This window comes from Vibrio sp. V08_P9A1T1 (genome assembly GCF_963874405.1).
Classification (GTDB): Bacteria; Pseudomonadota; Gammaproteobacteria; order Enterobacterales; family Vibrionaceae; genus Vibrio; species Vibrio anguillarum.
In genome coordinates, this window is the sequence record NZ_CAWNIB010000055.1 from 19,605 (window position 1) to 32,447 (window position 12,843).

Here is a 12,843-nt window from a genome sequence, read left to right on the forward strand (position 1 = left end):
CCTCGTTTTTGCTGATTATGCTATTTCTAGTAAGGTAGCTATTGCACAGATCTCACTTTGCCCTGTTTGAGATCGTTTAACACCATCGATTTAGGACCATCGGCAATGACACAGCCTTTCTCCATCACAATGACGCGATCAACCACATCGAGCATTGACGTTTTATGAGTAATTAATATTAACGTCTCACTTGGTGTCAATTGAGACAGTTGATGTTTGATGTGCATTTCAGAGCGATTGTCCATGGCGCTGGTGGGCTCATCAAGTAGCAAAACGGGTGGGCGTCCGAGCAATGCACGAGCAATGGCTACCGCTTGCCTCTGACCACCAGACAACAACAAGCCGCCTTCACCCACTTGTCGTTCTAACCCCGCAGGGTCTTGCTGTGTGAACGCGGTAACTCCCGCTCGGTTGGCGGCATCCATCACATCTCTATCATCAACTAAGGGACGCCCGAGCGTGATGTTATCGCGAATTGAACCGTAAAATAGGTTGCTGTCTTGAGGTACGCAACCAATATTACGTCTCACATCAATGTGATGCAGTTGCGCGATATCGGTGTCATCAATACGAACATTCCCCTCGGTCGGTTGATATAACCCCATAATAAGGCGCTCTAAGGTGGTCTTCCCTGAGCCGATGCGGCCTATGATCGCTACTTTTTCACCCGGATGAATCGTTATACTTAAGTCACGTATTGATGCAACAGGCGCATTAGGGTAGTGAAAAGTGATTTTGTCTAGCTCAATTTTACCTTGCACAATCGGACGATGAATATAGCGTTTACCTTCTTCTTGCTCATCGGGCATTTGCATCACTTGCTCAATGATTTTTAAGGACGATTTGGCTTGGTTGTAGCGTGTTGAAAGTAATGATAGTTGCACCATTGGGCCAATCGCACGGCCGCTGAGCATGGTTGCGGCGATGAGCCCGCCCATGGTTAAATCGCCGTTGGATATCAGATAGACGCCTAATATGATCATGCCAACGTTCGCGGCTTGCTGAACAAAGCCGGCAGTATTTTGAATACCATCAGTAATTCGACGGCTTTTAATGTTCCAGTTCGCCATGTGCGCGACCGCTTCTTCCCAGCGATATTGAAACTGACTTTGAGCGCCAAAGAGTTTCACCGTTTCAAGTCCAGCTAAACTTTCAATCAGGTTGGCGTATTTTTGTGATGCCAGTCGAGAGCCCTCTTCAATCGCCCGTCGTAGAGGTGCTTGGATGAGCAGAGAATAGATAGCAATGATCAGTACACCAGCGATAGGTACCAGCACTAAGCTGCCCGCCATTAGCCAGATCAGCACTAAAAAGAGCAGTGCAAATGGCAGGTCAATCAATGATGAGATGGTTGCTGAGGTAAAGAATTCGCGTATGGATTCGAACTCTTGTAAATGTCGCGCAAACGCGCCGACAGAAGGAGGACGAGACTCCATTCTGATCCCCATCACTTTACTAAAGAGCTTGGAAGAGATCAGAATGTCAGATTTTTTGCCCGCCACATCAATAAAATAACTGCGAAGTAGTTTGAGGAGCAGATCGAATAAGAAGATCACAAAAATCCCGCTCGCTAATACCCACAAGGTTTCAAACGCAAGGTTAGGCACGACTTTGTCATACACTAAACGGCTGAACATTGGTGCCGCAATGGCAAATAAATTGATTAAAATGGAAGCGATCAACACATCACGATAAATGTGCTTTGACTGCCATAACGTACCCCAAAACCAGTGGCCATCACGGGTCTTTAATATTTCTGGTGAGCGCTCGTCATAGCGAAACTGTTTTTTCACCATGAAGTAGCGGCCAATATAGCGTTCAGTCAGTTCTTCTAAGGGAATAGCTACGGGGATTAGACCAGACTCCGCAGTGACGACCTCAGCTTCTTGATTCGCTTCGTTGATGCTGCTGAGCACACAGGCTTCACCGCCTTTTAAAATTAAGATAACGGGGAAAACCAATTTTGGGATTTGATCCAATGCTGAGCGATTTTCCTTGGCGATTAACCCCGCTCTTTCGGCTGCTCGAGGAAAGAGAAACGGCGTCAGTTTCCCATCTGATAAAGGTAGGCCGTTGATCAGTGCTTCTGGGGAATTCGCCAATCCATAATAACGACTCACATAGATAAGCGAATTGAGTAGCGTGTCTTGCATTACATCTGACCTTTTTTATTTATCCACAATAAAGCCTTGGAAGACTTCTATAAAATGCTCGGAAAGGAAATCAAGTTGAGTTTGCGTTTCTACCCTTGACGCAATTGTGGTGATTCCTAAATTGTGTGCTGTGCGAGAAATCGACGTTAAGGTGAATTTTTGCTTTTCATCGTCGAGATGGTGAGTAAATAGATAATCGAGTTTCACATATTTTGGACGGTACTCGTTGATGTAGTCTAATGATTGGAAATTCCGGCCATAGTTATCGACACCAAAGTCTGCGCCGGCTGCTCTTATGGCATTACAAAATAGCGCCGTATGGTGAGGGGCGTTGAGGAATGCGTTTTCCGGTATTTCAAAGTGTAGGTTCTCACAGATAGAGCGATGCTTCGCCAGAGTCTGAGTGACCCAACGAATAAAACTGGGTTGAGAAAGGCTGCTTTGAGCGATATTAATGGCTAATGGTTCGGCTATCTCTCCCGTTTCGAGCTTGTGAATCATCGTTTCAATAACATATTCATCAAAAATATGGCTGGCATTGAGTTGGTCGAGTGCAAATAAGTATTGGTTAGCGCTGTAGCGTTTGCCATCGTGCTCAATCGCTGAAAAAACTTCGCGGTGGAAAGTTTGTCCCCAGCTATTATTGGCTGACTGCAAACGGAAACTGAACCAATCGTTATGGATAGCTTCTTCAACCAATGCTTTCCATTGCTGTTTACCCATCACAGTTTGTTTGGTTTCACTGCTGACAAAGCCGTAAATCAGCTCTGGATTTGCAGTTGCAATGGCTAACGCGTTGTCGAGCAAGGAAAGTAACTGCGTTGAAGATTTTGGTTCTTTATTATGAACAACACCTAAAGAGACTTTGGCTGATGCCATACCAGTCGGGTCGGCTAGAGTGTCTTGCACAAAATTCATAATACTATCGGCGATGATTTTGAGTTCACTCTCTTCCATGTTGGGTAAAATAAAGCCAAACTCTTCGGTAGAAATACGTGCCAGAGTCACATCAGGTGAAGTAATCGACACTTTTAGATGCTCAGCCAAATGGCGCACCATTCCATCGCCTGCTTCATAACCCTTTTCTTCGTAAAGCTCTTTAATAAACTCTGCTTGCAAAATAGCAGCGCCACCTATGGCACTTTCTGATAGCCAACTACTGAGTTGACTCATGTAATAGGCGCGGTTGCCAAGTTGAGAAACTGGGTCAATATAAGCACGCTCACGCAGTTGCTGCGCTTCTTGCGCCTGAGCTTTGAACGCTTTTTCAACCTGCGCTGACATGCTATTGATACCATCAACTACATAAATCAGATCTTTGGTCGCTGGCCGCGGTAGCGGTTCACCAAAATGGTTGCGTGCGACTTGCTCCATTTTTTCGACAATCATCTGTAGCGGGCGTAAAGCGCGCTTCAGAATGAAAGCGATGGCGGCAAGGCCAATCACAAAAATAGCGCTAAACGCGATAAGTAGCCGAATCAGCGCCTTCCATAATTGCGCATAGGCCTCGCCAGGGTGGCTGACAATTTCGACTTCAGCAAGCTGCATCCAACCACTGGTTACAACGCGTTGATCATGGATCGGTGCAAACAGGTGTAAATTGGTAAACCATTGCGGAACGTTATTGGGTTTTACAGGGTAAGATCGCAGAATCTCTTCGTCATCGTCTAGAAAAATCAATCGTACGACTGAGTAAGAGCTGCCATCAAACAAGGCATTGATAACCGACTCAACCGCAATCTTATCTTTCTTCTCCAAATAAGGTGCCAGCGCCAAACCGACGGTGTTGATGGTGTTGTTGACTTCAGAGCGCTGCTGCTGCTCTAAGTTGTTGCGGGTCGTATTGAATTCAATAATAAAGACTGAAGTCATCAGCATAATGAAGACGGCAATCATTCCCGCGACAAGTTGTTTATATAGCGTCATATTACTTACTCATCGTAACTTACAATTGGTTTATTCAATTTTAGCGAGCGTTCCCGTTCACGTAAGTCATTCCAAAGACTTAATCGTGAAGAGTCTCCTGCAAGCTGGCCATTTTTGGATTTCATTAGCCATAAATTTTTACCGTTAAAGCTGTAGATCGGTAACAGATCACGGCGTGTTGATGCTGGCTTAATCTCAGGGTTTATATTGTCTAAAATTAAGGGCTCGGCATTGGGTGTTGAATAGTACGCAAGAACCATATGAAACTGATTTAATTCAATGGCTTTAACATACACGAGGCGCAACTTTTTATCATCGATACCCAGTTCAAGCAGGGAGAAGTACTTCGCAATTGTGAAATCTTCGCAATCCCCTGCGTTGCTTCCTAGAAACTCAAGTGGTGTCGCCCAGTAGTCATTTTTCCCCCATAAATCGATATCATTAACAAAGTACAGCTGATTGAAAAATCGATTTATTTCGGTCAATTTGTCACGTTCGGGAGCATTTTGGTGCTTGGCAATTTCTTTGCGCCATGTTTCGACGCGTTTTCCCGCTCTTGTGCCATAGGTAAGCGCGACCGCATCGACCCACTGCTGCTCTTTGGTGTTGAGCGCTTGGGGGGATGAGGGCATAAATAGCAATAAAACCAGTGGCAGCCAAAACTTCATCAAAAACCGTCAATCATGAATATATTAAAAAGCATAAGTGAACCTTATTCTCTTAGCGCATTTTTTTGTGCACTGAGTATGGGCTTTAGTAGATAATCCATCACGGTTCGTTTACCCGTAATAATATCAACAGAGGCCGTCATTCCTGAGATGATAGGCAGGTTAGCATCATGCCCTAAGCTGGTTTGATTGGTCCTTACTCGGACTAAATAATAGCTTTTGCCTTCTTCATCTTGAGTGGTGTCGGCACTGATATGCTCAAGTGTCCCTTCCAAGCCGCCATATTTGGTGAAATCATAGGCGCTGAATTTTACGATGGCAGGCAACTCTGGTCTTAAGAAGGCGATGTCTTGCGGGGCAATTTGCGCTTCAACAAGCAAGGTATCCTCTGTTGGGACTACTTCAACAATATCCATACCGGGCTGGATAACACCGCCAACGGTGTTGACGTAAAGCGTCTTAATCGTTCCTGTCACAGGCGATAGCACAACAGTGCGATTTACCTTATCTTCAAGCCCAACGGCTGATTCTGTGATTGCTGAAAGTCTATCTTGGGCTTCGTTCAGTTTGTCTTGCTGCTGTGAGCGAAACTTTTGAGCCGCATCAATACGGTTGAGCACCGCTTCGCGAATCGCTGATTTTAATACTGGGATGTTAAGCTCGCTGGTGGTCATTTCACGGCGAGTATCGTTTACTTGGCGCTGTAGTTTCAGCAGCTCAATTCGTGGCACGACACCTTCGTCGGCTAAAGGTCTAGTGATCTCAAGCTCTTTATTCGCAAAATCATAACTTTGGCGCAAATTTTTCACGCGCGCTTGTATTTCAACCAACTCTTGTAGTTTCTGTTTGACTTGTTGATCTAAAAGAGAAAGTTGGTTGCGTAAGTTATTAAGATCTTGCCGGTAGGCGGCCCTTTGTCTATTAACTAAATCGGGTTGGTTGTCTGTTAACAGCGGTGGAAAGGCGAGTTTGTTATAGTCAATTTTGACGCTATTTTGCCAGTTGTCATCATCAATTTCTTCGTTAATCATCACGCTAGTAATGGAAGCGGATAGCTGTAGAACACTGGCGGTAAGGTTAGCGACTTGTTGTTCACGTTCGCGGTAGTCTGAGCGGAAACGAGTGTCATCAATTAATAACAGTTGTTGGCCTTTTTGCACTCGTTCACCTTCGCGAACCAATATCTGTTTGACTAAGCCTCCTTCCAAGTTTTGAACCACTTGAACTTGCGATGACGGAACGACTTTGCCTTGTCCAACTGTCACTTTGTCGACCTGTGCCCATGAGGCCCAGACGATGGCTAAGAGAAAAAAACAGACCATAACCCAGAGCATCACGCGTGCACTGTTGGGCGTGTTCAGTAGCAGAGCCGCCGTTTTGTCGTCTACGTACTCCAATTCTGTCGAAGAGAGCTTGTTATAACTCTTGTTGCTCATCGCTTATCCTTTGCGCCTAATCGTAATGTATTTCCCTTTTCTACTTAAAGCTGTAGAGGGAGGCTACAACTGTAAGTTGTTTGGGTATAGTTGCTTGATTTTATTACTTGTCTAGCAAAATGTTAAGGATTTGCCACTCATCATGAGATTACTATTCACCATTTGAATTGATTGTACTTCCTATTGCGTACGTTCTACAGAGTTTAGCTGTGAATTACTGATTTTGTTGAACCTTAGCACTCTTGAGTTATGACGATGATAGGCGCACAATCGTCAAAAATTTCATAAGGAGCAGAGATGGAACTTTCAGACATCCGCCGCGAATACATAAAAGGCGGTTTAAGACGCAAAGATTTGCTTTCAAATCCCATTGAGCAGTTTAACCTTTGGCTGCAACAGGCCATTGATGCCGGTCTTACCGATCCCACGGCGATGACAGTGGCAACGGTTGATGAAAATGGACAACCTTTCCAACGTATAGTGCTATTAAAAAATGTCGAAAAAGACAGTTTTGTTTTCTACACCAATTTAGGCAGTCGCAAAGCGCAGCATATTGAACACAACAATAAAGTCAGCTTGCACTTTCCTTGGCACCCATTAGAGAGACAAGTGCACATCACAGGAACGGCTGAAAAATTGTCGGCTTTTGAAAACATGAAATATTTTACTTCTCGTCCTAAAGATAGCCAAATTGCCGCGATAGCGAGCCGCCAGAGCAGCCGTATCTCAGCTCGTGGTATTTTGGAAGGTAAATACTTGGAGTTAAAAAAGAAATTTGAACAAGGTGAGATCCCAGTTCCGAGTTTTTGGGGAGGATATCGCGTTAAAGTTGAATCGATAGAATTTTGGCAAGGTGGTGAGCATCGTTTGCATGATCGCTTCTTGTTTACGCAACATGATCAACAATGGGACGCTGAACGTTTAGCACCATAAGGCCTACTTGTTAAAAGTCAGTCGCAATGAATGCCTCATTTATATGGGGCATTCACTATTGAGTACCACGGATAATTGCGTTTTGAGCAAGGTCTTGGGGATGTTTGAGCCATAACCTTGGTCTAGAGCCATATCGATAAGTTGCTCTTTACTGTGGGCTGCAAATTTATGTCGCAATTTTGCTTCATAGCCTTCCACTGTTTTTATCGAAATCTTCATCACCCGAGCAATGTGTTTGGGCTTTTTTCCATAAAGCAGAAGAAAAAGAACCTCAGATTCTCTTGTGGTTAGGGGCCCGGAAATGGGCTCTAGAACACCTGTGGAATGCTGTGTGGTCGTTAAACCTGTTGCCCGACATATCCAATGGCCTACTTCCAAAATCGCGGTATCAGTTAGCTCTTGCCCGAAAAAAATTGTACCTTGAACCTCACCTTGTGCGTTGAACCATGGGGTTTTGGTGAAAATATGAGCGCGCCAAGAACCGTCAGCATAGGGGTGGATATCCAGCACTTTTAACGGTTTTTTTGTGGAGATTACACATCGATCTTGTTGCTGGAATTCTGCGGCGCAAGCGGTTGTCGGGCTTGGCATTTCAAAGTCAGTTAATCCAATGCACTGTTTTGCATCACTAACACCAATTAATTTGCCATAAGCATTGTTTGCGTAAACAAAAACCGAATTAAGATCTTTGCAACCCCAATATCCCGGAAGCTGTTGAAACAATGAAATTTGTTCTGCGCTGAGGAAATTGACCATAGCGGGTTCTCCTAACAATGATATTGATATAATACCAATGGCATGGCGGGTTGTAATCCATAGCGGCATTTGAACATAAAAAAAGCCAGCCTGAAGAAGGGCTGGCATAAATACAAGAATTGCTTCTTGTCGACGTGCAGAAGAGGTTCTATGAATGCTGCGAGGGTGTTGCAAATTCATAGGGATACCACATGGATATCAAATATCAAACGTGTTTGATATTCAACACCACTTTAGACGACGAGAGTGCAATAACAAAGGGGGGAATTCCCCCCTTTGTTATATAAATGGTTGGGCTAGTTCAGCTTACCTAAAGTTCCCTAATGACCCTGAAGCCAACATAATTTGCCGAAGTAGCAGGAGCAATAAACAAATTACCATAAGCCGCCGCCGTTGCAGGGGAGAAGCTCCATGCTCCACCTTTTGCTTGACCTCTTGAGTCATTTGTCCATTCCCACACGTTACCGACAACATCATAAAGGCCTAGGCCATTGGGAGCGAAAGACTTCACAGGAGAGGTACTTTTATTTGACCAAGGTGTACCACTCCAGCCAGTATTCGCTTTCCCAGTTCCGAAATCATCTCCCCACCAATAGTCTGTTTGTGTACCAGCGCGAGCGGCAATTTCCCACTCTTCTTCAGTCGGCAAACGGTATTTATAGCCAGTTTCCTTACTTAGCCAGCGAGTATAGGCCTTCGCATCATTTTGGCTAATACACACCACTGGCGAGTTGCTCAACTGCTTAAAACCAGGGTCGCGCCAATAGCTACCTGCAATCGGGGTAATTTCAGATTCGGCGACTGCTGTGCACAGTTTTTGTAGCTCAGCATCAGTTTGGTAGGTGGTTTGATTCACAAAGGTTTCAAATTGACCCACAGTTACGGGGGTTGAACCAATTGCGAAAGCATGATCAAGGAAAACTTGTTTCGATGCGTGCTCGCCAATCAAATATTCGCCTGAGATCAAAGTGACTAACTCAGGAGCTTTAATATCCCCTTTGAGGGAATCAGCAAATTTATGTCCAGGTTTAAGTAGGTTGTCTTTTTCTCGTAGGTTCGCTCTTAATGTATGATCTGAGGTGATTTTCAGCTCTTGATTAAATGAGTAATACCCTTCTTTCTCAATCGTAATCATATGCGGTCCCACTGGAAGCATCACTTCGACGGGAGTACTGCCATAGTTCACATTATCGATAGAGACTTTATCACTGTATTGGTTCGAGCGAATCGATAGGGTAACCCAAGCAATTTCTTTCTGTTTTTCTGTATTGGCTGAGTATTCGCCTGGAGCGAAACAGTATTGTGATTCGACATTCAACAACCGACATGGTGTGTTTTCATCCGGTCTTGCATCAAGTTGAACATCTAGTACGGCTTTGTACTTATTGCCATTGTAGAAACCTGAATCTACGGTTTTATGGCGCAGTACATGAATATTAAAAGAGACATTGGCCAGATGTTGTTGGACGAGCTTGGCCTCACTTGTGGCCTCTATTAACTTGGTTTGATACTGGTTTACCGCTTTCTGGAGCGCTAAGTCAGTGGTCTGTTTCGAGCATTGAGCCAATGTCATATCGGCACTACAAGCGTTAGTAAAGCTAACTTTCTCGGTGCTACTCTGTTTGAGTTCATCTCTTAAGCGCTCAACTCGCGCGCGTAATTTATGCTGTTCTAGCTCATTGATATTTTTGCTGACCGTGTTCTGCTCGGCCCTTTTTTGTGCCAGCAGTGCTTCTGACTCTTGGCGTTTTTGCTCTGCTTCTAAACGGTTTTTTTGATTCTGCTTTACATTAGCCCAAGCTGCTTGGTAGGCATTTTGTGAAGGCATGATGTCCAGTTCAGGATCATCAATCATTTTCATGTAATCGCGTTCTAAGTCAGTTTTTGCTTTTGCAAGTGCCTTATCAAATAATTGGGCTTGCTTTGTTAGCCTGTCTAACTCACTGTTGTGGTTGTTCACAACCACTTGTTGTTCATGGGTGGCCTTCTGGGCTGCCTGTAATTCGGACTGTTTAGTAAACAACGCATCATCAATGGCAATTACTGAGGAAGGCGTTCCTTCTGCCATCGTCGATGTTGCCACTAAGCAAGGCGAAAGTGCTAATAAGAGAGCGGGTAAACCTTGTCGCATTATTATCTACTTCAGTTAAGTTATTAGTTCATTGTGTCTATTCTAAACGAAAACACCATTTTGTCTGAAGTCATCTTTCAATAACTTAATGACAAAATGGCGTTTTAACCGCATCTTTGTGAATTACGACAGAAAAACAGAGTTTTTTTGAGGTAATTAACCCTCTTTATTCGGTCTTAGCTTTATCCAAACCGTATCATTGCCGTTAATTGTTAATACCCGGTTGTAGGTTTCGTAGCCATCTTTAGAGACGGTAACTTGGTGGCGGCCATTGGGCAAAACAATCTCAACAGGTGTACTGCCGTAGTTAATACCGTTGATGGTTACGGCATCGTTGTATTGATCCGACCTTACGGTCACATTTGCCCACTGTTTGTCATTTTTTTGCGTACCTTCAGACACGCCGCCTTTTAAACAGTATCGAGTTGACACGTTAAGCAGTTTACATGCAGCCACCGCTTCTGGTTTCGCTTGAAGCTGAGCTTGCATTTGGGTGAAGTATTCGTTGTTGCCTTCAAAACCACTGCGAATAATTTGGCTATCTTGTACATGGATGTTAAGTTCCACGCCTTTCAGGTTTTGCTTGGCAATGACCGATTCGGTTAGGTCATCAAGCAACTTGGCCCGAAACGTTTTTACCGCTTTTTGTTTGGTAAGGTGCTGTCCCTGATTTGAACACTCACCGAGTGTCATTGTCGTTGAACAGGTGGTTTTATAGCCAGTTTCAAGAACACTACTTTCACGCAGTTCGGCTTCGAGACGTTTGACCCTAGCTTCAATGCGCGACTCTTCGAGGTTCGCATACTCATTACTGAGACGAGCTTGCTTCTGTTTGATTTGAGACAAGCGCATTTCAACTTCGGTCATCGCTTGATTATTCTCAAGGCCTTCAGCTTGGTTCTGCTTCACTGATGCCCATGTTTCTTGGTACTTCTTTTGAAACGAGGCTAAATCTGTGTCTGGATCATCTAAAAGACGGCTATATTGTTTGTCCAAAGCAGACTTGGCTCGATTGCGTTTAGCATCAAGTTCTTCACTTTCTCGTTTAATACGAACATGTTCATTTTTAAGTTGTTGAAGCTTGGCTCCCTCTGCTTCGTATTCTGCAGAAATCGCGTCGATTTCCGTCTGTTTAGTAGTCATTTTTTCATCGATAGCGGTGACAGGATCTACCTGAATAACTTCTTCCGCGTACACCGATGCAGATACCCAAAAAGGGCTTAGCGCAAGCAATAGCGCTGGGATGCGACGTGTGATCATAGGTCCCTGCAACAAATTAACGTTTAACCACAAAAGTGGGAAAGACAAACTTTTGACAGCTTTAATGGATAAGCTGTATTCATAATGCAAAATTTATTCCGAACAATAGCAAAATTCACTTAAATCTATTACTAGGTGACTGATTTTGTAAATTTTATAATTGTGCATCTTCATTTTGAGCCTAATAGCGAAATATGCAAGTCTCTATTTTCGATCTATTTAGGGGTTTTGGGATTGAACACACATTGACCGTAATTTATGTGCACTTGATCATTGTTCCGTTTTGAAAAATCGATCTCATTTCACCCCTAAACTTAAGCTTCATATGCACTTTGATGTTTAATTTTTAAAAAAATACAGCTTTGTTTTCGCTCCTGATAGTTTTGTTATAACATCAGCTTCTAACCTCAACCATGATGCAGCAATATGAGTGACTTTTCTTCGGCTAAGCTATCTAACTATCAACAAAATGACAAAGTTTTGTCGCCTAGGCCGGCAGAGTTAGTGACATTACCCTCGTACATGGAGTGTCATGATCATAGTTATACCCAAGTCGTTATCGGATTAAAAGGCCAAGCTGAGTTTGAAGTACAGGGTGTAGGCAATTTGGTGGGGCCGGGGCAAGGTTGTGTCGTTACCTCTGGAACTGGCCATGCGTTTGGTGGTGTCGTTGGGCAGTCGGATATTTTAGTGCTTAACCTTCCAATCTCCTGTGGAGATGACCCTTTGCTTTTACAAAAAATGAATGAGTTGTCGAATGCGGATATTTACTTTCAGCTGGATGGGCAAATCCAAAAGCTGATCCAATTGCTAGTTAAAGAGATGCAATCGAGTCCTGATGATTTACTGTTGAGCCGTGCCTGCAATGACACCGTTATGGCATTACTGCAACGCCATATTTCTGTATTTGAAACGCATCGCAAAGAGTCTCGTTTTGATCTTGAAGCGATTGATCGTTATATCGATCTGCATCTTGGTCGTAAAATTTCAGTCGCTCAATTAGCGGGCCGCGTTTATTTAGGTGAAAGCCAATTTCATATGTTGTTCAAAGAACAAATGGGGATCACGCCTCATCAATATTTGTTAGGTAAACGAATTGATATGGCAAAAGATTTGATTGAGCAAGGTTGTTTGAGTTTTGGTCAAATTGCGGAATTAACGGGCTTTTCTGGACAAAGTACCTTCACTCATTCATTTACTCGCTTGCAAGGTATTTCCCCATCGCAATACCGAAAATTGTGTCGTCGCTAATTCTTTATATCCCTGCCTCTTTTTTGTTTGTAATTCCCACATCATTTTTATATTGCTTGCCTTGAACTATCGGCAACACGTGCACCTTTGGTTAAATTTTGGAAACAATGTTGCTATTTTCTGCTTTGTGCATGATGTCAATTGATGTGATTGTGTTTTTATTTTGTTAATAGCCAGAGTTTTTAGCAAAAAACTCGGAGTTTTTGACAAGTATTCTTCTCGCGCTCAAAATACACTGCCAGCCATTGCAGGAAACCCGACCTTTTTCGGGAGTGAGATTGAGGAAAACGCATGTTTACAGCAACAGATGTGTTGAATGCAGAGTTTAT

9 protein-coding genes are annotated in these 12,843 nt (G+C 43.7%); 2 read left to right on the forward strand and 7 right to left on the reverse strand.

Features of this window, described 5'->3' with window-relative positions:
• Positions 1-38: 38 nt before the first annotated feature.
• The 4 genes from AACT21_RS03190 to AACT21_RS03205 are packed head-to-tail and all read right to left on the reverse strand — an operon-like array spanning position 39 to position 6,183.
• Complete coding sequence (locus tag AACT21_RS03190; protein WP_013868207.1) at positions 39-2,153, reverse strand: type I secretion system permease/ATPase; 2,115 nt, start codon at positions 2,151-2,153, stop codon at positions 39-41.
• 15 nt (positions 2,154-2,168) lie between these two features.
• Positions 2,169-4,079 carry a bifunctional diguanylate cyclase/phosphodiesterase gene (locus AACT21_RS03195; RefSeq protein ID WP_094149265.1) on the reverse strand — a complete coding sequence of 637 codons (1,911 nt, stop codon included), beginning with the start codon at positions 4,077-4,079 and terminating at the stop codon, positions 2,169-2,171.
• 5 nt (positions 4,080-4,084) lie between these two features.
• Complete coding sequence (locus AACT21_RS03200; RefSeq protein WP_026027195.1) at positions 4,085-4,747, reverse strand: transglutaminase-like cysteine peptidase; 663 nt, start codon at positions 4,745-4,747, stop codon at positions 4,085-4,087.
• 44 nt (positions 4,748-4,791) lie between these two features.
• Positions 4,792-6,183 (reverse strand): HlyD family type I secretion periplasmic adaptor subunit, encoded by a 1,392-nt coding sequence (locus AACT21_RS03205; protein ID WP_017046873.1) that lies wholly within the window; start codon positions 6,181-6,183, stop codon positions 4,792-4,794.
• Positions 6,184-6,480: 297 nt separating this feature from the next.
• Between AACT21_RS03205 and pdxH the strand changes: the two genes are divergently transcribed.
• A complete protein-coding gene (gene pdxH / locus AACT21_RS03210; RefSeq protein WP_013868203.1) occupies positions 6,481-7,116 on the forward strand; it encodes a pyridoxamine 5'-phosphate oxidase in 636 nt (211 codons plus the stop codon).
• Positions 7,117-7,155: 39 nt separating this feature from the next.
• On the opposite strand, the gene AACT21_RS03215 is transcribed toward pdxH, so the two are convergent.
• The 3 genes from AACT21_RS03215 to AACT21_RS03225 form a co-directional block, all read right to left on the reverse strand.
• Complete coding sequence (locus AACT21_RS03215) at positions 7,156-7,872, reverse strand: helix-turn-helix transcriptional regulator (protein ID WP_017046874.1); 717 nt, start codon at positions 7,870-7,872, stop codon at positions 7,156-7,158.
• 310 nt (positions 7,873-8,182) lie between these two features.
• Positions 8,183-10,003, reverse strand: coding sequence for an SUMF1/EgtB/PvdO family nonheme iron enzyme (locus AACT21_RS03220; RefSeq protein ID WP_013868201.1), 1,821 nt, complete (start codon positions 10,001-10,003; stop codon positions 8,183-8,185).
• 156 nt (positions 10,004-10,159) lie between these two features.
• Positions 10,160-11,263 carry a PEGA domain-containing protein gene (locus AACT21_RS03225; RefSeq protein ID WP_026028446.1) on the reverse strand — a complete coding sequence of 368 codons (1,104 nt, stop codon included), beginning with the start codon at positions 11,261-11,263 and terminating at the stop codon, positions 10,160-10,162.
• Between the two features lie 426 nt (positions 11,264-11,689).
• Here AACT21_RS03225 and AACT21_RS03230 point away from each other — a divergent pair, with 426 nt between their 5' ends.
• A complete protein-coding gene (locus AACT21_RS03230; RefSeq protein ID WP_017042345.1) occupies positions 11,690-12,514 on the forward strand; it encodes an AraC family transcriptional regulator in 825 nt (274 codons plus the stop codon).
• Positions 12,515-12,843 lie beyond the last annotated feature (329 nt).

What these genes read in the sequence shown, in the direction of transcription:
- AACT21_RS03190 (WP_013868207.1), bottom strand. Translation starts at nt 2,153, where the DNA reads ATGCAAGACACGCTACTCAATTCGCTTATCTATGTGAGTCGTTATTAT.
- AACT21_RS03195 (WP_094149265.1), bottom strand. Translation starts at nt 4,079, where the DNA reads ATGACGCTATATAAACAACTTGTCGCGGGAATGATTGCCGTCTTCATT.
- AACT21_RS03200 (WP_026027195.1), bottom strand. Translation starts at nt 4,747, where the DNA reads ATGAAGTTTTGGCTGCCACTGGTTTTATTGCTATTTATGCCCTCATCC.
- AACT21_RS03205 (WP_017046873.1), bottom strand. Translation starts at nt 6,183, where the DNA reads ATGAGCAACAAGAGTTATAACAAGCTCTCTTCGACAGAATTGGAGTAC.
- pdxH (WP_013868203.1), top strand. Translation starts at nt 6,481, where the DNA reads ATGGAACTTTCAGACATCCGCCGCGAATACATAAAAGGCGGTTTAAGA.
- AACT21_RS03215 (WP_017046874.1), bottom strand. Translation starts at nt 7,872, where the DNA reads ATGGTCAATTTCCTCAGCGCAGAACAAATTTCATTGTTTCAACAGCTT.
- AACT21_RS03220 (WP_013868201.1), bottom strand. Translation starts at nt 10,003, where the DNA reads ATGCGACAAGGTTTACCCGCTCTCTTATTAGCACTTTCGCCTTGCTTA.
- AACT21_RS03225 (WP_026028446.1), bottom strand. Translation starts at nt 11,263, where the DNA reads ATGATCACACGTCGCATCCCAGCGCTATTGCTTGCGCTAAGCCCTTTT.
- AACT21_RS03230 (WP_017042345.1), top strand. Translation starts at nt 11,690, where the DNA reads ATGAGTGACTTTTCTTCGGCTAAGCTATCTAACTATCAACAAAATGAC.